The 19,824-nt window shown below is 64.8% G+C and carries 22 protein-coding genes; 12 read left to right on the top strand and 10 right to left on the bottom strand.

Annotated elements, in window-relative coordinates; genetic code table 11:
* Positions 1-6 precede the first annotated feature (6 nt).
* Positions 7-201 carry a DUF2905 domain-containing protein gene (locus tag NH14_RS06955; protein ID WP_035534054.1) on the bottom strand — a complete coding sequence of 65 codons (195 nt, stop codon included), beginning with the start codon at positions 199-201 and terminating at the stop codon, positions 7-9.
* Between the two features lie 6 nt (positions 202-207).
* Positions 208-1,467, bottom strand: coding sequence for a class I SAM-dependent methyltransferase (locus tag NH14_RS06950; protein WP_152617327.1), 1,260 nt, complete (start codon positions 1,465-1,467; stop codon positions 208-210).
* Between NH14_RS06950 and NH14_RS06945 the strand changes: the two genes are divergently transcribed.
* From NH14_RS06945 to NH14_RS06920, 6 genes are all read left to right on the top strand, one after another.
* A complete protein-coding gene (locus NH14_RS06945; RefSeq protein ID WP_084225967.1) occupies positions 1,448-2,368 on the top strand; it encodes an SDR family oxidoreductase in 921 nt (306 codons plus the stop codon). The genes NH14_RS06950 and NH14_RS06945 overlap by 20 nt on opposite strands.
* Positions 2,369-2,639: 271 nt before the next feature.
* A complete protein-coding gene (locus NH14_RS06940; RefSeq protein WP_035534057.1) occupies positions 2,640-3,035 on the top strand; it encodes a dihydroneopterin aldolase in 396 nt (131 codons plus the stop codon).
* A gap of 3 nt (positions 3,036-3,038) precedes the next feature.
* Complete coding sequence (ttcA, locus tag NH14_RS06935) at positions 3,039-4,031, top strand: tRNA 2-thiocytidine(32) synthetase TtcA (RefSeq protein ID WP_035534058.1); 993 nt, start codon at positions 3,039-3,041, stop codon at positions 4,029-4,031.
* Positions 4,032-4,250: 219 nt separating this feature from the next.
* On the top strand, positions 4,251-5,624 hold the full coding sequence (glmU, locus tag NH14_RS06930; protein ID WP_035534059.1) for a bifunctional UDP-N-acetylglucosamine diphosphorylase/glucosamine-1-phosphate N-acetyltransferase GlmU: 1,374 nt from the start codon (positions 4,251-4,253) through the stop codon (positions 5,622-5,624).
* An 80-nt stretch (positions 5,625-5,704) separates the two neighbouring features.
* Positions 5,705-7,522, top strand: coding sequence for a glutamine--fructose-6-phosphate transaminase (isomerizing) (gene glmS / locus NH14_RS06925; protein ID WP_035534061.1), 1,818 nt, complete (start codon positions 5,705-5,707; stop codon positions 7,520-7,522).
* Positions 7,523-7,788: 266 nt separating this feature from the next.
* Positions 7,789-8,538 (top strand): L,D-transpeptidase, encoded by a 750-nt coding sequence (locus tag NH14_RS06920; RefSeq protein ID WP_052148551.1) that lies wholly within the window; start codon positions 7,789-7,791, stop codon positions 8,536-8,538.
* A 9-nt stretch (positions 8,539-8,547) separates the two neighbouring features.
* Here NH14_RS06920 and NH14_RS06915 read toward each other — a convergent pair whose 3' ends face one another.
* The gene (locus tag NH14_RS06915; RefSeq protein ID WP_035534062.1) at positions 8,548-8,829 is read right to left on the bottom strand and encodes a hypothetical protein; all 282 of its coding nucleotides are present in this window, start codon (positions 8,827-8,829) and stop codon (positions 8,548-8,550) included.
* 225 nt (positions 8,830-9,054) lie between these two features.
* On the opposite strand from NH14_RS06915, the gene NH14_RS06910 reads away from it, so the two are divergent.
* Both NH14_RS06910 and NH14_RS06905 read left to right on the top strand, forming a co-directional pair.
* Positions 9,055-9,834, top strand: coding sequence for an SIR2 family NAD-dependent protein deacylase (locus NH14_RS06910; protein ID WP_244143431.1), 780 nt, complete (start codon positions 9,055-9,057; stop codon positions 9,832-9,834).
* Between the two features lie 91 nt (positions 9,835-9,925).
* On the top strand, positions 9,926-10,402 hold the full coding sequence (locus NH14_RS06905; RefSeq protein ID WP_035534063.1) for a CinA family protein: 477 nt from the start codon (positions 9,926-9,928) through the stop codon (positions 10,400-10,402).
* Positions 10,403-10,845: 443 nt separating this feature from the next.
* Here NH14_RS06905 and NH14_RS06900 read toward each other — a convergent pair whose 3' ends face one another.
* On the bottom strand, positions 10,846-11,763 hold the full coding sequence (locus tag NH14_RS06900; RefSeq protein ID WP_052148555.1) for a DMT family transporter: 918 nt from the start codon (positions 11,761-11,763) through the stop codon (positions 10,846-10,848).
* Positions 11,764-12,089: 326 nt separating this feature from the next.
* Between NH14_RS06900 and NH14_RS06895 the strand changes: the two genes are divergently transcribed.
* Positions 12,090-12,308: a hypothetical protein gene (locus tag NH14_RS06895; RefSeq protein ID WP_035534064.1), complete on the top strand. Its 219-nt coding sequence runs from the start codon at positions 12,090-12,092 to the stop codon at positions 12,306-12,308.
* A 141-nt stretch (positions 12,309-12,449) separates the two neighbouring features.
* Here NH14_RS06895 and NH14_RS06890 read toward each other — a convergent pair whose 3' ends face one another.
* Both NH14_RS06890 and NH14_RS06885 read right to left on the bottom strand, forming a co-directional pair.
* Positions 12,450-12,731: a hypothetical protein gene (locus tag NH14_RS06890; protein ID WP_035534066.1), complete on the bottom strand. Its 282-nt coding sequence runs from the start codon at positions 12,729-12,731 to the stop codon at positions 12,450-12,452.
* Between the two features lie 75 nt (positions 12,732-12,806).
* Positions 12,807-13,571: a Mut7-C RNAse domain-containing protein gene (locus NH14_RS06885; RefSeq protein ID WP_035534067.1), complete on the bottom strand. Its 765-nt coding sequence runs from the start codon at positions 13,569-13,571 to the stop codon at positions 12,807-12,809.
* On the opposite strand from NH14_RS06885, the gene NH14_RS06880 reads away from it, so the two are divergent.
* Positions 13,570-14,559 carry an NAD(P)-dependent oxidoreductase gene (locus NH14_RS06880; protein WP_152617328.1) on the top strand — a complete coding sequence of 330 codons (990 nt, stop codon included), beginning with the start codon at positions 13,570-13,572 and terminating at the stop codon, positions 14,557-14,559. The two genes, NH14_RS06885 and NH14_RS06880, sit on opposite strands and share 2 nt — an antisense overlap.
* A gap of 174 nt (positions 14,560-14,733) precedes the next feature.
* Positions 14,734-15,102 (top strand): response regulator, encoded by a 369-nt coding sequence (locus NH14_RS06875; RefSeq protein ID WP_035534070.1) that lies wholly within the window; start codon positions 14,734-14,736, stop codon positions 15,100-15,102.
* 360 nt (positions 15,103-15,462) lie between these two features.
* Here the strand turns inward: NH14_RS06875 and argC are convergent, their stop codons facing one another.
* From argC to NH14_RS06860, 3 genes are all read right to left on the bottom strand, one after another.
* Positions 15,463-16,410 carry an N-acetyl-gamma-glutamyl-phosphate reductase gene (argC, locus tag NH14_RS06870; protein WP_035534071.1) on the bottom strand — a complete coding sequence of 316 codons (948 nt, stop codon included), beginning with the start codon at positions 16,408-16,410 and terminating at the stop codon, positions 15,463-15,465.
* Positions 16,411-16,577: 167 nt separating this feature from the next.
* A complete protein-coding gene (locus NH14_RS06865) occupies positions 16,578-17,159 on the bottom strand; it encodes a flavodoxin family protein (protein WP_035534072.1) in 582 nt (193 codons plus the stop codon).
* 124 nt (positions 17,160-17,283) lie between these two features.
* A complete protein-coding gene (locus tag NH14_RS06860; protein ID WP_035534073.1) occupies positions 17,284-17,871 on the bottom strand; it encodes a YbhB/YbcL family Raf kinase inhibitor-like protein in 588 nt (195 codons plus the stop codon).
* A 305-nt stretch (positions 17,872-18,176) separates the two neighbouring features.
* Between NH14_RS06860 and NH14_RS06855 the strand changes: the two genes are divergently transcribed.
* Entirely contained in the window at positions 18,177-18,875 is a 699-nt protein-coding gene (locus tag NH14_RS06855) for a response regulator (RefSeq protein WP_035534074.1), read from the top strand.
* 127 nt (positions 18,876-19,002) lie between these two features.
* On the opposite strand, the gene NH14_RS06850 is transcribed toward NH14_RS06855, so the two are convergent.
* Positions 19,003-19,689, bottom strand: coding sequence for an orotate phosphoribosyltransferase (locus NH14_RS06850; RefSeq protein WP_035534075.1), 687 nt, complete (start codon positions 19,687-19,689; stop codon positions 19,003-19,005).
* Between the last annotated feature and the right edge of the window lie 135 nt (positions 19,690-19,824).

Genomic DNA, 19,824 nt, shown 5'->3' with positions numbered 1-19,824 from the left:
GCGCGCTCAAAGCGCGCGCACGATAAACGAAAGCGCCATCGAGAGCACGAGCGTCGACATGAACGGCAGCGGATATTCGCGGCCAAAAATGCGTAGCGTGACATCGCCGGGCAACCGGCCAATGCCGAGCTTCCTGAGCCACGGCTGGGCGCTGGAGAGAATCGCCACGGCGATGAAAGTGGTGATGAACCAGCGGATCATGGGCGTTCAGAGTGTGTGGCTGCGGTCGCCGCGCGCGAACGCGGCGATGGTCGCGTCGATGCCGCGCGAGAACGCGATCACCTTGAAGAGCTCACCCATCTCCGCTTCCGAGACGAGCTTCTGCACCGCATTCGCGGCCGGCAAAAAGCGCGCTGCGTCGCGCGGATCGATCTCGCCGAGCACTTCGGTGATGCCCGCGTTCATCAGGAAACGCGCCTGCGAGGTGTAGCCGAGCAGGTCCGCGCCCGCTTCGACGCCGGCTTGCGCAATGCCGCTGAATTCCACGTGCGCCGTGATGTCCTGCAAACCGGGGTAGAGGAACGGGTCGCCGTGCGCGCGGTGGCGGTAGTGGCACATCAGCGTGCCTTGCGCGCGCTGCGCGTGGTAGTACTCGCCATGCGGAAAACCGTAGTCGATGAAGAACGCCGCGCCGCGCGCGAGCATTGTGCAGATCGTGCGCGTGAAGGCCAGCGCGGCCTCGTGCGTTTCCGTCACGTAGTCTCCGCTGCCTTCGATCTGCGCCAGCACGCTGCCGGGCCCGCTCTGCGTCCAACCCGCGTCGGCCCCGCTCATGGCCGGGCGGTCCGAGAACTGGAGCGCGCCGCCGCCGCTCGCCTCCATGTTCACGCTCACGCCGCGCTCGTGCCACACGGCGTCCTTGCGCGCGAAGAGGCGCACCGGCATCGCGTCGAGCACTTCGTTGCCGATCACCACGCCTTCGAAGCGCTCGGGCAGCGCGTCGAGCCACTGCACGCGCGCGGCCAGATGCGGCGCAAGCCCGGCGATGGTTTCGCGCTGGCGCTCGCGCAACTCGCCCGAGAGATCGACGATGGCGTACGTTTCGAACGCCACGCCGAGCGCTTCGAGCGCGAGCATCACGCCCGCCGCGAGCCGTCCCGTGCCCGCGCCGAACTCCATCAGCGCATGCGTGCCGCTGGCCGCGAGCGCTTCGGCCACGGCGCGCGCGAGCGTGGCTGCGAACAGTGGCGACATTTCGGGCGCGGTCACGAAGTCGCTGCCATCGTCGGCGAAGAGGCCGAACTTGCGCGAGCCACCGCTGTAATAGCCGAGCCCCGGCGCATAGAGCGCGCGCTCCATGTAGCGGTCGAACGGCAGCCAGCCGCCCGCCGCGGCAATTTCGGCACGCACGGTTGCGGCGAGCGCCTCGGACTGCGCGAGCGCGATCGGCTCGGGAACAGGTAAACTAGCGGGTTCGTGAGCTTTCGGATTCATCCCGGCATTGTAAATGAGCGAAACATCGGGCATCCGCCGGTCTGGCGGGGTTGCTGGGGGCCCGCCATCGGGCACCCAGCCATCCGACCCCGCATCGAGCGCGAGCCAGCCGTCCGGATCGTCTCCGCATTCTGGCGCAGCCGCTGCCGCGCGCGTGATCATCGTGACGGGCGGCGCGCGCCGCATCGGCCGCGCGTTTTCGCTGGGTTTTGCCGAACGCGGCTGGGACGTGGCGGTGCATTACGGCGGCTCGCGGGCCGAGGCCGATGAAGTCGTCGCGCAGATCCGCGACATGGGCCGCCGCGCGGTCGCGCTGCACGCCGATCTGGCGGATGAGGCACAGGTGGCGCGCCTCGTGCCCGATTGCGCCGCTGCGCTCGGCCTGCCCGCGTGCGTGCTGAACAACGCATCGCGCTTCGAGGAAGACACGGCGCGCGATGTCGGCTACGCGAGGCTGCAGCACCTCATGGCGATCAACGTGGGGGCGCCGCTCGTGCTGGCGCGCATGCTGTGGGCGGCGACGCCCGAAGCCGCGCTGCAAGACGAATCGTTGCGCACCTGCGTGATCAACGTGCTGGATCAGAAGCTGTACAACATGAATCCCGACTACCTGTCGTACACGCTGTCCAAGGCTGCCTTGCAGAACGCCACGGTCGCGCTGGCCCAGGCGCTCGCGCCCAAGATGCGCGTGGTGGGTCTCGCACCCGGCCTCACGCTGCAATCGGGCGATCAGACGCCGGAGAGCTTCGCCGCCGCGCACAAGGTCACGCCGCTTGGGCGCGCGTCGCGCCCCGGCGATCTCGTGCAAGCCGCGCTGTATCTCGCCCAGGCCTCGGGCGTGACCGGCACGACGCTAGTGGTCGACGGCGGCCAGCATCTCGTGCCGCTGCCGCGCGACGTGATGTTTTTGACTGGCGATCAGGCGCCGGGCTGAGTTTGGACCGCGTATGGACTGAGTTGACCTGATCGGGCGGCGAATCGCGTTGCGGACGCGTTTCGCGATCGACGCCAAATAATGCAACTAAATGCACAAACCGCGATGGCTGCGAAAACATTCCATCGCGGCCCGGATTCCGCAAACGCGCCGGCGATGCAATCGCACGAAGGCTTTGCAACCCGGTAAGTCTGTAACCCGTTTGACCCGCGTGGCGCGCAGCGCCCGCGCACGTGCAAGAACACGCACGCTTTTATCGACTGGAACGAACATGTCCGCTGTACTCCTGCATCCCCGGCTCGCCGATTGCCGCCGGCTCTTCTTGCGCAACTACGAAGTGCACATCAACATCGGCGTGCATGACTTCGAAAAACGCGGTGAACAGCGCGTCATCATCAACGTCGACCTGTTCGTTCCCCTTTCGTCGACCACGCCGCGCGAAGACAAGCTGCGCGAAGTCGTCGATTACGATTTCATGCGCGCGACCGTCGCGGCACGCGTGGGCCAGGGCCATATCCATCTGCAGGAGACGCTCTGCGACGACCTCGCCGCAGCGCTGCTCTCGCACGAGCAGGTGCGCGCCGTGTGCGTGTCGACCCAGAAGCCCGACGTGTACCCGGACTGCGACGCGGTGGGCGTCGAGGTCTTTCGCATCAAGGAGGACTGATTCATGAACGCCCCCGAAACGCTCGCTACCGCAACGTCTGCCGACGCCAGCGCCTGCGCCGAGGAAACCGGCCGTCGCGCGCTCACGCGTCGCGAGCAGAAGGAAGCCTACGAGAACAACAAGCTGTTCAAGCGCATCGTGCGCCAGGTCGGCCAGGCGATCGGCGACTACAACATGATCGAAGAAGGCGACAAGGTGATGGTGTGCCTGTCGGGCGGCAAGGACAGCTATGCGCTGCTCGACGTCCTGATGCGCCTGCGCGAGCGCGCGCCGATCGACTTCGAGATCGTCGCGGTGAACCTCGACCAGAAGCAGCCTGGCTTTCCGGAGCACGTGCTGCCCGAATATCTCGACAAGGTGGGCGTGCCGTACCACATCGAGAATCAGGACACCTACAGCATCGTCAAGCGCCTCGTGCCCGAGGGCAAGACCACCTGTTCGCTGTGCTCGCGCCTGCGCCGGGGCATTCTGTACCGCGTGGCGGGGGAGCTTGGCGCGACCAAGATCGCGCTCGGCCACCACCGCGACGACATCCTCCAGACGCTGCTGCTGAACCTGTTCTACGGCGGCAAGCTCAAGGGCATGCCGCCCAAGCTGCAGTCCGACGACGGCAAGAATATCGTGATCCGGCCGCTCGCCTACGTGAAGGAAACCGATCTGGAGAAGTACGCCGAACTGCGCGAATTCCCGATCATTCCGTGCAACCTGTGCGGCAGCCAGCCCAATCTCAAGCGCGCGGAAATGAAGGCGCTGATCCGCGAGTGGGACAAGCGCTTCCCGGGCCGCGTCGAGAACATGTTCAACGCGCTCGGCAATGTCGTGCCTTCGCACCTGATGGATGCCTCGCTGTTCGGCTTCAAGGACCTGCGCGCGACGGGCGTGGCCGACCCGGCGGGCGATATCGCGTTCGACGAAGAGCCGTGCTCGACCGATTCGCCGGATATGCCCGGCAGCGGCGGCGCAACGCTCAAGTTCACGCCGCTGGACGAACTCTGAAAACATGCCGCAAGCGACGCGAGCGAGCGCCGTTTGCAAAACGGCATCGGACCCCAAGGCGGCCTGTCACGGCCGCTTTTTTTTGCGCGCGACTTTCGGCCTGACGCGGCAGTGTCAAGGAGTGTGGAAAGGTGCGGCGAACGCCCGCCGGCCAGCGGCGTTGGGGATACCCCCCATGCTAAAATCGACCGCTTCATTCCCTCTCAAGTCACCGATGCAATGAACATCGTGATCCTCGCGGCAGGCATGGGCAAACGCATGCACTCCGCCCTGCCGAAAGTACTCCATCCTCTCGCCGGCCAGCCGCTTCTTTCGCACGTCATCGACACCGCACGCAGCCTCGCGCCCACGCGTCTCGTGGTCGTGATCGGCCATGGCGGCGAGGCCGTGCGCGCAGCCGTTTCCGCCCCCGACGTGCAGTTCGCCGTGCAGGAGCAGCAGCTCGGCACCGGCCACGCGCTTGCGCAGGCGCTGCCGCTGCTCGATGCGAATCAGCCCACGCTCGTGCTCTACGGCGACGTGCCGCTCACGCGCGCGTCCACGCTCAAGCGCCTGACCGAGGCCGCGGCCGGGGCGGGCAAGAAAGCGGGTTACGGCATCCTAACCGTGACGCTCGACGACCCGACCGGCTACGGCCGCATCGTGCGCGGCGCAACCGGCGAGGTGCTGCGCATCGTCGAGCAGAAGGACGCGAACGACGACGAGCGCCTCATCGACGAAATCAACACCGGCATCGTCGTGACGCCCACCGCGCCGCTGGCGGACTGGCTCGCGGCGCTCGGCAACGACAACGCGCAGGGCGAGTACTACCTCACCGACGTCGTGGAAGCGGCCATCGCGGCGGGCCATCCGGTCGTGACCGCGCAGCCCGATGCCGAATGGGAAACACTCGGCGTGAACAGCAAGCAACAGCTTGCCGAGCTCGAGCGCGTGTACCAGCGCAACGCCGCCGACGCATTGCTGGCGGCGGGCGTCACGCTTGCCGACCCGGCGCGCTTCGACCTGCGCGGCTCGATCAGCTGCGGGCGCGACGTGTTCATCGACGTGAACTGCGTGTTCGAAGGCACGGTCACGCTTGCGGACAACGTGCGCATCGGCCCGAACTGCGTAATCCGCGATGCCGTGATCGGCGCGGGCACGCGCGTGGATGCCTACACGCACATCGAGAGCGCCACCGTTGGCGCGCAGGCCGTGCTTGGGCCCTACGCGCGTCTGCGCCCGGGCGCGCAGCTCGCCGATGAAGTGCATGTGGGCAACTTCGTCGAGGTCAAGAACGCGAACATCGGCCTGGGCTCGAAGGCCAATCACCTGAGCTACGTGGGCGACGCCGACGTGGGCGCGGGCGTAAACATCGGCGCGGGCACCATCACCTGCAATTACGACGGCGCGAACAAGCATCGCACCGTGATCGAGGACCAGGTGTTCGTGGGCTCCGATACGCAGCTCGTCGCGCCCGTGCGCGTGGGCCGCGGCGTGACCATCGCGGCCGGCACGACCGTCTGGAAGGACGTGCCCGAATACACGCTCGTGCTCAACGAAAAAACCCAGATCGCGAAAACCGGCTACGTTCGGCCGGTGAAGAACAAGCGCTGATAGACAACTGAACGGCGGAACATCGCGGGCGCCGTGACTCCACCAGGTGCCCCGTCTCTCATTGCAAAGGATCGAACTCCATGTGCGGCATCGTCGGCGCAGTAGCGCTTCGTAATATCGTCCCCGTTCTCATCGAAGGCCTGCGGCGGCTCGAATACCGCGGCTACGACTCGTGCGGCGTGGCCATCGTCACGGCCGAGGGCCCGCAGCGCGTGCGCAGCGTTGCGCGCGTGGCCGAGCTCGAAGATCAAGTGCGCGAAGCTCACTTCGAAGGCGTCACGGGCATCGCGCACACGCGCTGGGCCACGCACGGCGCGCCCACGGTGAACAACGCGCATCCGATCGTCTCGCGCGACACGCTCGCGATCGTGCACAACGGCATCATCGAAAACTACGAGTCGCTGCGCGAGACGCTGCGCGGCAAGGGCTACGAGTTCGTCTCGCAGACCGATACCGAAGTCATCGCGCACCTCATTCACAGCCTCTACAAGGGCGACCTGTTCGCCGCCGTGCGCGAAGCGGTGCAGCAGCTCGCGGGTGCGTACGCGATCGGCGTGGTGCACAAGGATCAGCCGCACACCGTGGTGGGTGCGCGCGCAGGCTCGCCGCTCGTGGTGGGCCATGGCGAGGGCGGCAACTTCATCGCCTCGGACGCGCTCGCGATTGCGGGCAGCGCGAAGAGCGTCAGCTATCTGGAAGAGGGCGATGTGTGCGAGATCACGCTCGAGGGCGTGCGCATCGTCGACCGCGCGGGCAAGCCCGCCGAGCGCGTGGCGCGCGACGTGCAGGCCTATAGCGGCGCGGTCGAGCTGGGTCCGTATCGCCATTACATGCAAAAGGAGATCTTCGAGCAGCCGCGCGCGATCTCCGACACGATTCCCGCCGATGCCGCCTTCGATCCCGTGCAGTTCGGCGAGAACGCGGGCGAGGTGTTCAGGGGCATCGACAGCATCCTGATTCTCGCGTGCGGCACGAGCTACTACGCGGGCCTGACCGCGAAGTACTGGCTCGAATCGGTGGCGAAGATCCGCACCGAAGTCGAGATCGCGAGCGAGTATCGCTACCGCGAGTCGGTGCCCAATCCGCGCGCGCTGGTGGTGACGATCTCGCAGTCGGGTGAAACCGCCGACACGCTCGCGGCGCTCAAGCACGCGCAGTCGCTCGGCATGGCGCACACGCTCGCGGTCTGCAACGTGGCCACGAGCGCGATGGTGCGCCTCACCTCGCTGCGCTTCCTCACGCACGCGGGGCGCGAGATTGGCGTGGCATCCACCAAAGCGTTCACGACGCAGCTGGTGGGCCTGTTCGTGCTCGCGGTGACGCTGGGCAAGCTGCGCGGCCACGTGAGCGCGCAGCAGGAAGCCGCGTACCTGAAGGCGCTGCGTCACCTGCCGGCGGCGCTCAATGGCGTGTTGGCGCTGGAGCCGCAGATCATCGCGTGGTCGCAGGAGTTCGCGCGCAAGGAAAACGCGCTGTTCCTCGGCCGCGGGCTGCATTATCCGATTGCGCTCGAAGGCGCGCTCAAGCTCAAGGAGATCTCGTATATCCACGCCGAGGCGTATCCGGCCGGCGAGCTCAAGCACGGGCCGCTGGCGCTGGTGACGGAGGCGATGCCGGTGGTGACGGTGGCGCCGAACGACGCGCTGCTGGAGAAGCTCAAGTCGAACATGCAGGAAGTGCGCGCGCGCGGCGGCCAGCTCTACGTATTCGCCGATGCGGACACGCATATCGCGAGCGAAGACGGCATTCACGTGATCCGCATGCCGGAGCATTACGGTCTGCTCTCGCCGATCCTGCACGTAGTGCCTCTGCAGCTGCTTGCGTATCACACGGCCTGCACGCGTGGCACGGATGTGGACAAGCCGCGCAATCTCGCGAAGTCGGTGACCGTGGAATAAGCGGGTGGAATAAGCGGGTGGACAAGGTGTGACGTGCCGCTGACACGTCCATCACAAGGCCGGATGCTCAACGAGTGTCCGGCCTTTTTTGTTGGCGGCGATTTGAGATCCCGCTTCGCATTTGACGCAAAGCGTTAGCCCTTCACCTGAATCCTTTCAAGACAGTAATATTCGCGTTGCGTCGCGTAGAATCGCTCGGGGTCCTGGGAGTCTTGGGAGCGGCCCGTGAATGACTGCGGAGAACGGTGGTGAAATCACGCGTAGGGATGAAGCGCCTGATCGGATACGGATCGGTGCTGATTGTCGGCTTGGGAGGTGTCACGGCGGCCACGGTATGGGGCGAGGGCCGTCAGGGTAACGCCAATATCGCCATCGCCACGACTCGCCTGGCTATGGCAAAGCCCGCACCTGCGCCACAGGCTGTCGCGATGGCGCCTGCCACCGCTCCGGGCGCGAGCCCGGCTCCCATGACCATGCCGGACGCGGTCCGCGCCATCCAGAACGCGGCTACGACGAAGTGGACCGCCAATGGAACTCAGGAGCCCCATGTGGGCGAAGCTTCACCGGCGCTGCCGGCCGGATTCACTTTCGATACCGCCGCAACCCCTGCCTCCGCCCCCGGGATATGCACCAAGGCAAAGAGGATCATCTGCGCGGACAAGACTACCTACGTGGCCACGGCCTATATCAACGGAGAGCCGCAGTTTTCTTTCCCCTTCCGCCCCGGCGATGGGCGAGGCGCCAGCTTTGCCACCGGGGATGGCCACGGACGGATCGACTGGAAATCACGCCATCACGTCTCCAGTCTTTACGGCACGCCCATGCCGTATGCGATGTTTATCGCGTGGGACGAGGATGCGCGCAGGGGACAGGCGTTCCACCTTTCTTATGATTTCCAGCGCGAGGGTTATGACGGCTTTAGCCACGGCTGCATGGGCGTCGGTTCCGAGGCCGTGATGCAGCGGATGTGGGAAACCTTCAAGCCGGGCGACGAAGTCTACACATACCGCAGCTGAAGCAGAGGCTTAATCGTCGTCGTCTTCGCGATGGTGCTTGTACCAGCCGCGATGACGGCCGTGGTCGTGCCAGCGATGATCCCAGTCGTCATCTTCACGATAACCATAGCCATAGCCGTAGGCGGGCGCGGCATAGGCCACCGGAGCCTGTTCATAGACCACGGCCGGCGGCGCGGCATAGACCGGCGCCGGGACGCCCAGCATCACGCTCAGGTCGGTATGCGCCGACGCCTCGCCGCACGCAGCCGCCAGGGCTACGCCGAGAGCGGAAAGAATCAGTGCGCGTTTCATGGTGCTTCCTCGTCTTTTGTCTTGATGTGTCCGGACGCTGCGAGGCGCCCGCGGATGCCTGGATACTAGACACTGGAATCGCTCCAAGGTGAAACGCTATGCGCTCTGCTGTAACCGTCTGTAAGAAAACGCTTACAGCCGGCTTGCTTCCACGTGTTCCGCCGCCTCCTGACGAAAGCCCGAATGCAAGGCCATAATGGCTCCGATCGAATTCAGGAGATAAAAGTGGCCGATTTTGAGCAAGTCCGGCAACCGGGTCAGCAACGCGCGCCGCAGGTGCGCTTGCCCCGCCTGTATGTGTTCTCGGGCGCGGGACTCTCGGCGGAAAGCGGCATTTCGACGTTTCGCACCGGCGACGGCATCTGGACGCACACGAGCATCGACGAGGTCTGCAATTACCACACGTGGCGCCGCAACCGGCCCGCGGTATTTCGCTTCTACAACCAGCGCATTGCCGAATGCTCGGGCGCGCGCCCGAACGATGCCCACCGCCTGCTCGCGCAGTGGCAAAACACCTGGGGCACCGAGCGCGTGCATCTCGTCACGCAGAATATCGACGACATGCTCGAGCAGGCCGGCGCGCGCCAGGTCACGCATCTGCACGGCGACATGATTTCGCTGCTCTGCACCGACTGCGACTACCGCTTTCCGAGCATCGGCGCGAAGCTCGATCCGGGCGCGGCCTGTCCGTCCTGCGGCCAGGTGGAAAGCGTGAAGCCGGGCGTTGTGTTCTTCAACGAGGCCGCGCCCGAATACCAGACGCTCTGGCGCATTCAGCAGGCTATGACCGACGACGATCTGTTCATCGCCGTTGGCACGGCATTCGAAGTGATTCCGCCCGAGCGGCTGCTGCCGCCCACACGCTATGGCCGTTACGCGCGCAATATGCTCGTCGACCCCGCGCCGCAGCGCACGGAGTTTTTTGGCGTGGTCGAGCAGGAGCCGGCGACCGTCGGCTTGAGCAAGCTTGAACCGGCCATCGAGCGGATGATGGAAAGCGGCTAACGCAGCCGCAATCGGAATTGCCGCGCGGGCGTGCTGGCTGAACGGCTGCACGCCCTTTTTGTTGCCTGCACTCACGAAGGTTCTACGAACCATGAACATATCGAAGCAGATCGTCGGTTATCTGCGTTCGCGCGCGCTCGTGCTCGCGAGCATCGAAACCTGCACCGCCGGAGCCATCACAGGCATGCTCGCCGATGTGGCGGGCGCTTCCGGGTGCCTGGATATCGGCGTCGTCGCCCATACGAGCGCGGCCCTGACGGGTTTGCCCGGCGCGGCGGGCAGGGCGCAGCCGGATGAGCCGCTTGCCCGTGCGCTGGCCGAAGCGTTGCTCGCGCAGCGCGCCGGATATGCAAACGTAGTGCTTGCAAGCATCGGATGGCCGACGCCGGAGCAGGAGGGCAGGGCGAGCGTCGCGCACTGCTTTGCATGGGCGTACAGGCAGGCAGGCCAGGTGGTGTCGGCAAGCGAGACCGTCATCTTTTCCGGGCGTCGCGCGGAGCTCAGGCGCTCTATTGCGCGTCGTGCGTTGCTGGGGCTGCCGCGCTTTGTCGATGCGTTTGCATGCTGACGCTGCATCCGGCTACGCGCGTTATTCAATAAGGGTTATGAATTTATATATGTATACGTAGTAGTAGTTAACAAGCCCTGGCATTTCCTGTGGATAACGCGGTATTTCTTATTCAGTTCAATTCGATGCAAACCGGACAGGCATGCGGACAATTTCTGTATGCATTTCGAACTGTGCGGATAACTTTTCGGCCTTTGATGAACCGCCAGAAGTTATCAAGAAGTGATCCACAGATCATTCGCCAGGTCATCCCCAGCTTGTCCAGAGCCTGGCGTGGATAACCTGGGTGGCGACGTGATATCCACACCATCGCTGAAGGCAAAAAAAAACGCCGCCCGAAGGCGACGCTATTTGGCGGTGAATATCCGCAGGCCGGTGCGGAAACCCGAATTAATGCCGATGAATCGAGCAGACGAAACCGCCGTACGCTTTTTGCCGCGTATTCACGCGGATTCGGCCGACTGGGGCTCGTGTGCTTCGACGCGTTCGCGCGCGGTTGGCAGCAACTGGCAGGCAAGCAGCCCCGCGAGCATCAGCGCGCAGCCCACGAGCGCGCGAGTGCTGAGTGTCTCGCCAAGCGCGATCCAGCCCGCGAGCGCCGCGAACACGCCTTCCATGCTAAAGATCACCGCGGCGTGCGAGGGCGCCGCGTCGCGTTGTGCGACCACCTGGATCGTGTAGCCCACGCCCACGGAGAGTGCGCCGCCGTAGAGAATGGCGGGCGCCGCGCGGACGATGCTGGCCAGATGCATGGGCTCGATCGCCACGCCGATGACGAGACAAATCAGTCCGCAGGCGATGAACTGCACGATCGAGAGCAGAAGCGGGTCATGGCGCGGCGCGTAATGACCCACGAGCATCACCTGAATGGAGATAACGAGCGCGCAACCGAGCTGATACCAGTCGCCATACATGATCGAAAAATGCTCGTTGATACTCAGCAGATAGAGCCCGGCCGTCGCGAGCGCCGCACCGATCCACGTGCCGGGACCGGTGCGATGGCGCAGCAGCACGCCCAGCATGGGCACGATGACTACATAAAGCGAACTGATGAACCCCGCATTGGCGATCTTCGTGTAGCGCAAACCGATTTGCTGCAGCGAGATAGCCACGGCGAGCACGAGCCCGAGCACCGCGCCGGAGCGCAGCAGCGCTGCATCGATTCGGGGCTTGCAGGCGTGGTCGGCCTGGTCGAGCCCCTGGCGCATGCGCTGCAGCCGGTTCATCACGACGACGAATGCAGATACGACTCCGGCCCCTAGCAGGAACCGCAGTCCGGTGAAGAGGAATGGGCCGATGGCGTCGAGGCTCAGTCGTTGGGCGACGAATGCAGAGCCCCAAATCATGGCCGTGACCAACATCAGCAGATTGGCGCGCAGGTGGTGATTGGCGGGTTTCAGGCGGGGTTTCGAACGGGGTTGCAAGCGAAATTCTCGATTCTGGTGTGACTCTGCCATGAGAGGCAGATCCGCAGGGCGAACAGCCGTGCGAAACCTCGATCGTATCTGAATTGAAAGCAAAATGTCTCACCGAAAATACACTGGCCCAATTACGGATGACAAACGGCCTACGCTGCGTGATACTGCTTCGCGCGAATCGCCCGTCCAGATCGGCCAGCGGGCCGTTTCGCCTTACTGCAATGCTCAATTCACAACGTGCCGGTCATATCAGGTTTGGGGAACAACAGATGAAAAAGATTCTCGCCTCGCTCATCGCAGCATCCGTCGCACTGATTTCGGCTCAGGCTTTTGCTCAGGAAGCATCGGGTACCGCAGCAGCAACCGCTGCCAGCGCTCCGGCCAAGGCCAAGAAGCCCCACAAGACGCTCAAGCACCACGGCAAGCGCGCTCCGGTGGCAGACGCCGCTTCGGCCGCCGGTACGAGCGACAAGGGTACGGCGAACTAAAGCTGAATAAAGCATTCGTTGGGCCGCGCGGCAACGCGTTGCGGGCGCGGCCAGCGGAAAGTAAAAAGCCAGGACACATGTCCTGGCTTTTTTTGTCCCAGCTTTTTTGTTCGGGTTGGGGCGCTTGATGTGGCGCTTATTTTACGCGTCAGGCGCGAGCCCGGCTTCGAGCAATTCCGTCAAAAGACCGGTCATGCCCTGCGGATGGCTTTGTGCGCGAGTTTTCAGCTTTTCCACGAGATCGGCGTTGAGCTTGCAGGCGAACGGCACGAGACCGGCGGCCTGATCGAGTTTGCGCTGCTCCCGGCGGTCGAGCGCGGCGGCCGCCGAGCCCTTGCCGAAGCGGTCGGGGCCAGCCTTGTGGGTCGATTGCATCAGTTTGAGCGCCTTGTTTTTCTCAAGGTCGAATTTCTTCATGGCCATGGGTTCAGCTCCGAGTTTGGGCAGTGGCGCGCATTGTACGCAAACGCTCGCGCGCGTCCATCGCGGCAATGCGTATCAGGGCGTCGCGCTGCCGTCGTGATTGCCGTTGCGCACTTCGTCGATCAGCGCGCGCATGCGCTGCCAGTGCGAACCCTCCCAGAACACCCGCCCGCAGATGTCGCAGGTGACGAAGCGCGTCTGCCGCTCGAATACGCCGGCGGGCACGCGCGAGCGCACTTCCGCGCGCGCGATGTGGCGCAGCGGAGCGTTGCACGCGAGGCAGAGCCGGAACGGCTGCACGCTCGCGGCGAGGTCGAGCCGCTCGAAGAGTTCGTGGAGCTGCGCGCGCGGCTTGAGCGCGCGTACGTAGCAGCCGTGCGTGATGCTGCGCCGCTTGAGCAACTCGCGGTCGCGCGTGAGGACAATGCGATGCTCGGTCTGGGCGAGCGATTCGATGGCGTCGTCGGCGAAATGGTTGTCGTAAAGCGTGTCGAATCCCACCAGCCGCAATAGCTGTGCGAGGCCGCCCAGATGGGCGTCGGCGATGAAGCGCAGCTCCCGCAGCGGGCTCGCGCGCACGCGCAGCAAGGGCCGGATGTCGAGCGCCTCGAACTTCGGATAGACGGCCACGCGGTCGCCATCCGCGAGCGGATGCTCGAATCCCACCGATTCGCCGTTCACGAGGATCAGTTCCACTTCGGTGTGCGGCACCCCGAGCGCCTCGATCATGTGCTTCGCCGTGGCGTCGCGCGCGCACGCGCAACTGAACGCGCGCCGGCGCAGCGGCCGCGCGAGAAAATCGTTCAGTTCCTCGTAGAAGCGAAAAGTGGCGGTGACCATGGCGCCAGTATCGCACCGGCGCGTGCGCCTGGCGCGGCGCCCGGTTGCTGCACGATGCACTGCGGCCCCGGGCATCCTGTGTTTTACTCGCGTTTTTCACCATGAGGAGCAGGCGATGGATATCGGCTTTATCGGCCTTGGAGAAATGGGGGCCGTGATGGTCGTGAACTTGCTGAAGGCCGGGCATACGGTGCGCGTCTGGAACCGCACGCCGGCGAAGGCGCAGGCGCTGGCCGACGCGGGTGCGCGCGTGGTCGCGTCCCCAGCCGAGGCGTTTGGCGGCGACGCCGTGATGTCCATGCTCGCCGACGACGCGGCGCTGCGCGAAGTGTTCGACGCTGCGCTGCTCGCGCACGCGCCACGCGGTCTCGTGCACGTGAATATGGCGACGATTTCGGTGGCGCTTGCCGAGACGCTCGCGCGCGAGCACGCCGAACTGGGCCTGCACTATGTTGCCGCGCCCGTGCTCGGCCGGCCCGACGTCGCCGCAGCCGCGAAGCTGACGATCATCGCGGCGGGCGCAGCCGAAGCCATCGACCGCGTGCAGCCGCTTTTCGACGCCATCGGCCAGAAGACCTGGCGCATCGGCGCGCTGCCACAACAGGCGAACGTGATGAAGCTGGCTGCGAATTTTATGCTGGCGGCGGCGGTGGAGGCGCTCGGCGAGGCGGCGGCGCTGCTGGGCGGCCACGGCGTGGCGATGCGCGATTTCCTCGACGTGGTCACGGGCGGGCCGTTTCCGGGTCCGGTGTATGCGGGCTATGGCGGCATGATCGCGGAAGGCCGCTACGAGCCGGCGCAGTTCAAGGCGCGCCTCGGCCTGAAGGATGTGCGGCTCGCGCTGGAGGCCGCCGACGCGGTCGCGACGCCGCTGCCCGTCGCGAGCGTGCTGCGCGACAGCCTGCTGGATGCGGTTGCACACGGCGACGGCGAAAGCGATTTCGCGGTGCTCGGCAAGGTTGCGGCGCGCCGGGCGGGGCGTGCTTGACCGGCGCGGTCAAAATCCTGGGCCCCTTGCGCGCTGACGCACACAGCGAGGGCGGGCACAGGAGGATAATGCGAGACGAAAAAGGCGCTTGATAAGAGGCTGATGGCAAGGCCCTGCGGCACCCAAGCGGACGGGGATGCAAACCAGTGGGAACAGTGGGAATGGAGACGGCGGATGGAGACGCGCATCCTGATCGCCGACCATGACGAGAAGTCGCTGGCGGGGCTCGGCACGTTGCTGGCCGACCTCCACTACGCGACCGCCATGGCGAAAACACTCGACGACGCCGCCGAAGCTGCTTCGCGTTTCGTGCCGGACGTGGCGATCGTCGGACTGTCGCTCGCACCCGACGACGAGCCGGCCGCTCTCGTGCAGCGTCTGCGCGAAGCCTGCGGCGCCCGCCCGCCGCTCCTGATCGCGCTGAGCGGCTGGGGCGAGTCGCGCCACCGCGACGAAGCGCTTGCTGCCGGCTTCGACGTGCATCTGGTGCGCCCGGTGGGGCTCGACCAGCTGGCGTTCATCCTCTCGATGGTTTCCCAGTAGCGGCTGCCGGGGTCTCTCACGGCCATCCCGGCCCGCTCCCGCACACGGCTGCCGCGCCACGCGAGCCCGTGGAACCCTATCCGGGTAATCCTGATTACTATTTTGTTGCTTATTTGCAACGTTCAGGGTCCATACTACTTTACATGTTGCATTGCACCAAGTAGTTCGCTATACTTGTTTCTGTCTCCTCCATGTCTCCTCTGATATGGATTCAGCCCGCCAACCATGGCGGGCTTTTTTTTGCCTGTGCGCTTCGTACTAGTACTCGTATCCGCGCGCAAACAAAAAGACCCGACACTTCGCAGTGCCGGGTCTTTTGCTGTTATCCGCCGCAGGGATGCCGGGTAGCTTGCCGGAGCCTCAGGCCTTCAGTCCGGTGTCTTCGGCCGCGCCAATCGCAAGGTTCATGCACTGAATCGCCGCGCCCGAAGCGCCCTTGCCCAGATTGTCCAGACGCGCGACGGTCACGAACTGCTCGTCGTTGCCGAACACGAACAGGTCGACGCGGTTGGTGTCGTTGTTCGCCTGGACGTCGAACATGCCCGAATCCAGATTGGCCTCGGCGTCGAACGGCATCACCCGAACGAATTGTTCACCGCGGTAGTACTCGGCGTAGAGCGCCAGCACGTCTTCGGGCTTGGCGCGGCGCGCGAGCTGCTGCGGCGAATAATAGGTCGTGACCGCGAGGCCCTTGTAGAACGGGCCCACGATCGGTGTGAATACGGGCGCGCTTTTCAGGCCGCCGTGGAACGCCATTTCCGGCAGATGCTTATGCGTGAGGCCGAGCGCGTAGGGGCGCGGGCTCATGAGCTTGGCGTTGCCGCCGGCTTCGTACTCCGCAATCATCTTCTTGCCGCCGCCACTGTAGCCGGTGAGCGAGTAGGCGTGCGCCGCGAAATCGGGTGCCACGAGTCCCGCCTCGACGAGCGGACGCATGGCCAGCACGAATGCCGACGCGTGGCAGCCCGGCACGGCGATGCGCCTCGCGCTGCGCACGCGCTCGCGCTGCGCGCGGGTTAGCTCGGGCAGGCCGTAGGCCCAGTCGGCATGGGTGCGAAAGGCCGTGCTCGCGTCGATGAGCACCGTGCGCTCGTTCTCGACCAGCGACGCCGACTCGCGCGAGGCGACGTCCGGCAGGCACAGGAAGGTCACGTCGGACGCGTTGATGAGGCGGCGGCGTTCCTCGACGTCCTTGCGCTTCGCTTCGTCGATCCGCAGGATCTCGACGTCGGCGCGCTGCGACAGGTATTCGAAAATCTTCAGGCCGGTCGTGCCTTCCTGTCCGTCGACAAAAACTTTCGTGCTCATCTCGGTCTCTCTGAAACTCGGGGATTGCGGGCGCTACCCGCCGCGCTGGCGAGGGTCGCCGCGCGGCGCTCACTCATGCGGCGCCGGAACGGTATTTTAAGACCGATTTGAGGCCGATGGCCGCGCGACGTGCGGCGGCCGGCGGAAAAAATCGGGAGGAACCCGTATCAAACGGTGGCGGCGCGCCCGGCCAGCCAGCGTGCCGTAACGGCGGCGATGCGCGCGCCGAACGCCCGAGCGGTTTCGAGATCGCCGGCGGGCGGCGCTTCTTCGGGCGGGGCGTCGGCGGGCGACTGGGCGAGCAGGCCCGTGAAGCCGCCCACGAAGTTCAGGTCGTTGCGCGTGGCCGCCTTCGTGTTCGAGGGCATCATGCCGGTGCCCGACCAGATCATGCTGTGCTGCATCGCGAGCGTCACGAAATACTGGATGGTGGAGAACTTGTCGCCGTTCATGGTGGCGGAGTTCGTGAAGCCCGCGGCGATCTTGTCCTTCCACTTTTGCGTGAACCAGGCTTTGGAGCTTGCGTCGGCGAACTTCTTGAAGTCGGCCGACGGGCCGCCCATGTAGGTCGGCGCGCCGAACACGATGGCATCGGCGGCGTCGAGATCGGCCCAGCCCGCATCGTCGATCTCGGCGACCGCGAGCAGCTTTGCATCGGCACCCGCGCTTTGCAGGCCGGCGAAAACGGCCTCGGCCAGCTTCTTCGTGTGGCCGTAGCCGCTGTGATAAGCAATGACGATTCGAGACATGTAAGACTCCAACAGAAAGGTTGGACGACGGAAGGAGCGCCCGGATTGCGCTGGGACATCGCATGACATCTTATTGGTTGCGATTCGTCCGGACTACGCACAAACCGCGCGGCAGGCGTATATTTCAGCGCCCATACATGACAGTTATCCGCGCGCTGCCAAGCGCCGCGCTGTGAATCTCGTGATCGAACGCCATCGCGGGCCCGCCTGCGGAGAGCGCGAGTTTGTCGACGCCAAGTGCGTAGATGGTCACGACATAGCGGTGCGGCTTGCCCGGCGGCGGGCACGGGCCGCCGTAGCCGGTGCTGCCGAAGTCGTTGCGCGCCTCGAGCGCGCCGAGTTTCGTTAGCGCGCCCGAGGCGCTGGCGTTTTGGGCCAGCTCATTCACGCGCGCTGGAATGTTGGCGACGGCCCAGTGCCACCAGCCGCGGCCCGGCGCATCGGGATCGAAAACCGTGACCGCGTAGCTGCGCGTGCCTGCCGGCGGGTTGCGCCATGCCAGTTGCGGTGATCGATTCGTGCCCGTGCAGCCGTTGTCGTTGAACACCTGCGGCGCGGCAACCGCTCCGCCGTCGCGAAAGTCCGCGCTGCTGAGCGCAAATGGGGCTTGCGCGTGTACATTTGCGCATGCCAGCGCCAAGACAACCAGGCCTGAGCCGACGAGACAAGTCGTCCGTGCGCCGGTGGCGCGCCAGGACTTGCTGGACAGCATCGGGGTACATGCGCGCGCATGGATGCGTGGAGCTGGCATGGGTCCGTTCTCCTATATGTTTGTCAAAGACGCATGACACACTGCCGACGGGGTGTTTCGAATTGTGTGCCACACTGAACTTCGTTCAATATTAAAGCGTTAAGCTAATATGTTTTGGCCGTCTGAAGGCCGCGCGCGCGGGGAAATCAGCTATAGTCGCCTGCTTTCCTGCCTGCGCAAAAGGCGATGTTTCGGCAACGAGAGGTTTCTCGGGCAACTGGCCGACCACAAAGAAAGATGACCAGGACGGTTTCCACGGAGGGGTAATGCAGCAGCCAATCAGGGTCGTAGTCGCGGACGATCATCCGGTGATCTTGTTCGGCGCCGAGCATGCGCTACTCAAGTTCCCGGGTATTCAGGTCGTCGGCCGTGCCCGTCAGTCCACGGAACTGATCAAGGCGCTGCAGACCACGCCATGCGACGTGCTCGTGACCGACCTCGCCATGCCGGGCGGCCAGTACGGCGACGGCCTGCCGCTCATTGGCTATCTGCGCCGCAATTTCCCGAATATTCCCATCGTCGTCCTTACGATGCTCGAAAACGCGGCGCTCCTGAAGCGGCTGGGCGAACTCGGCGTGATCGCGGTGGTTCACAAGTCCGATGACCTGAGCCATATCGGGTTAGCCGTACAGCACGTGAGCCGTAATCTCGAATACATGAGCCCGCAGGTGAAGGTGGCACTCGAATCATTGCGCATCAACAGCGGCGGCAAGAACGAGGAAGTCATCCTCTCGAAGCGCGAACTCGAAGTAGTGCGGCTTTTCGTTTCGGGCATGACGATCAAGGAGATTTCCGAGAAGCTCAACCGCAGCATCAAGACGATCAGCACTCAGAAGAACACGGCCATGCGCAAGCTCGGGCTCGATCGCGATTCGGAACTGTTCCAGTACGCACAGAGCAACGGCCTGCTCAATCTCTCATCGCATGCGCCTGAAGAAGGTGCGACGGGCGAAGCCGCGTCCTGAGCGCGCGCCGCCGCACGACGTTTTGCGCGGCGCATGAAAAAAGCCATCTGCCTTTCGGACAGATGGCTTTTTTGGCTTGTGATCGGGGCGCGCCGAGCGTGAGCCGCGCGCGAGCCCACTCGCAGGCTTATTGCGGTGCCGAGGTCGCGCCGCCGTGCGCCGCCGACCATTCGGCCGGCGCGTGGAGGAATTTCTCCACTTCGTCGAGCGTCTTCGTTTCGAAGTAGCCCGATTCCTTGGCAACGCGCAGCACGTCCCACCACGTGGCGAGCGCGTGCAGGTCGACGTCGATATCCTTGAGGACCGAGACGCTTTCCTTGAAGATGTTGTAGTGGAACAGCACGAAGCAGTGGTTCACCTGCGCGCCGGCGGTGCGCAGCGCGTTGATGAAGTTGATCTTGCTGCGGCTGTCGGTGGTCAGGTCCTCGACCAGCAGCACGCGCTGGCCTTCGGTGAGCAGACCTTCGATTTGCGCGTTGCGGCCAAAGCCCTTCGGCTTCTTGCGCACGTACTGCATCGGTACCATCAGGCGGTCCGAGAGCCATGCCGCGAACGGAATGCCCGCGGTTTCGCCGCCGGCCACGGCGTCGATCTGCTCGTAGCCGACGTCGCGCAGAATGGTGGCCTCGGCCATTTCCATCAGGCCGCGGCGCACGCGCGGATACGAGATCAGCTTGCGGCAGTCGATATAGACCGGGCTCGCCCAGCCGGAAGTGAAGATGAAGGGTTTTTCGGCATTGAAGTGCACGGCCTTCACTTCGAGCAGCATTTTCGCGGTTGCGTCCGAGATCGTCTGGCGATCGTTGCCTGTCATGGGCGAATCCTTGGATAGATGAATGCGGAGGAGGGTGGGCGCTGGGCCCGGTGGCGCTGGCACGGCGAGTCTGGCATGTAGCGGAACTCGCGATGCGCGGCCCGGATGGCGTCGATCGCCAGAGGTTTGGCTTCT

This window comes from Paraburkholderia sacchari, assembly GCF_000785435.2.
GTDB lineage: Bacteria > Pseudomonadota > Gammaproteobacteria > Burkholderiales > Burkholderiaceae > Paraburkholderia > Paraburkholderia sacchari.
This window is presented reverse-complemented; position numbering and strand designations above follow the sequence as displayed.

What these genes read in the sequence shown, in the direction of transcription:
- NH14_RS06955 (WP_035534054.1), bottom strand. Translation starts at nt 201, where the DNA reads ATGATCCGCTGGTTCATCACCACTTTCATCGCCGTGGCGATTCTCTCC.
- NH14_RS06945 (WP_084225967.1), top strand. Translation starts at nt 1,448, where the DNA reads ATGAGCGAAACATCGGGCATCCGCCGGTCTGGCGGGGTTGCTGGGGGC.
- NH14_RS06950 (WP_152617327.1), bottom strand. Translation starts at nt 1,467, where the DNA reads ATGCCCGATGTTTCGCTCATTTACAATGCCGGGATGAATCCGAAAGCT.
- NH14_RS06940 (WP_035534057.1), top strand. Translation starts at nt 2,640, where the DNA reads ATGTCCGCTGTACTCCTGCATCCCCGGCTCGCCGATTGCCGCCGGCTC.
- ttcA (WP_035534058.1), top strand. Translation starts at nt 3,039, where the DNA reads ATGAACGCCCCCGAAACGCTCGCTACCGCAACGTCTGCCGACGCCAGC.
- glmU (WP_035534059.1), top strand. Translation starts at nt 4,251, where the DNA reads ATGAACATCGTGATCCTCGCGGCAGGCATGGGCAAACGCATGCACTCC.
- glmS (WP_035534061.1), top strand. Translation starts at nt 5,705, where the DNA reads ATGTGCGGCATCGTCGGCGCAGTAGCGCTTCGTAATATCGTCCCCGTT.
- NH14_RS06920 (WP_052148551.1), top strand. Translation starts at nt 7,789, where the DNA reads ATGAAGCGCCTGATCGGATACGGATCGGTGCTGATTGTCGGCTTGGGA.
- NH14_RS06915 (WP_035534062.1), bottom strand. Translation starts at nt 8,829, where the DNA reads ATGAAACGCGCACTGATTCTTTCCGCTCTCGGCGTAGCCCTGGCGGCT.
- NH14_RS06905 (WP_035534063.1), top strand. Translation starts at nt 9,926, where the DNA reads ATGAACATATCGAAGCAGATCGTCGGTTATCTGCGTTCGCGCGCGCTC.
- NH14_RS06900 (WP_052148555.1), bottom strand. Translation starts at nt 11,763, where the DNA reads ATGTTGGTCACGGCCATGATTTGGGGCTCTGCATTCGTCGCCCAACGA.
- NH14_RS06895 (WP_035534064.1), top strand. Translation starts at nt 12,090, where the DNA reads ATGAAAAAGATTCTCGCCTCGCTCATCGCAGCATCCGTCGCACTGATT.
- NH14_RS06890 (WP_035534066.1), bottom strand. Translation starts at nt 12,731, where the DNA reads ATGGCCATGAAGAAATTCGACCTTGAGAAAAACAAGGCGCTCAAACTG.
- NH14_RS06880 (WP_152617328.1), top strand. Translation starts at nt 13,570, where the DNA reads ATGGCGCCAGTATCGCACCGGCGCGTGCGCCTGGCGCGGCGCCCGGTT.
- NH14_RS06885 (WP_035534067.1), bottom strand. Translation starts at nt 13,571, where the DNA reads ATGGTCACCGCCACTTTTCGCTTCTACGAGGAACTGAACGATTTTCTC.
- NH14_RS06875 (WP_035534070.1), top strand. Translation starts at nt 14,734, where the DNA reads ATGGAGACGCGCATCCTGATCGCCGACCATGACGAGAAGTCGCTGGCG.
- argC (WP_035534071.1), bottom strand. Translation starts at nt 16,410, where the DNA reads ATGAGCACGAAAGTTTTTGTCGACGGACAGGAAGGCACGACCGGCCTG.
- NH14_RS06865 (WP_035534072.1), bottom strand. Translation starts at nt 17,159, where the DNA reads ATGTCTCGAATCGTCATTGCTTATCACAGCGGCTACGGCCACACGAAG.
- NH14_RS06860 (WP_035534073.1), bottom strand. Translation starts at nt 17,871, where the DNA reads ATGCTGTCCAGCAAGTCCTGGCGCGCCACCGGCGCACGGACGACTTGT.
- NH14_RS06855 (WP_035534074.1), top strand. Translation starts at nt 18,177, where the DNA reads ATGCAGCAGCCAATCAGGGTCGTAGTCGCGGACGATCATCCGGTGATC.
- NH14_RS06850 (WP_035534075.1), bottom strand. Translation starts at nt 19,689, where the DNA reads ATGACAGGCAACGATCGCCAGACGATCTCGGACGCAACCGCGAAAATG.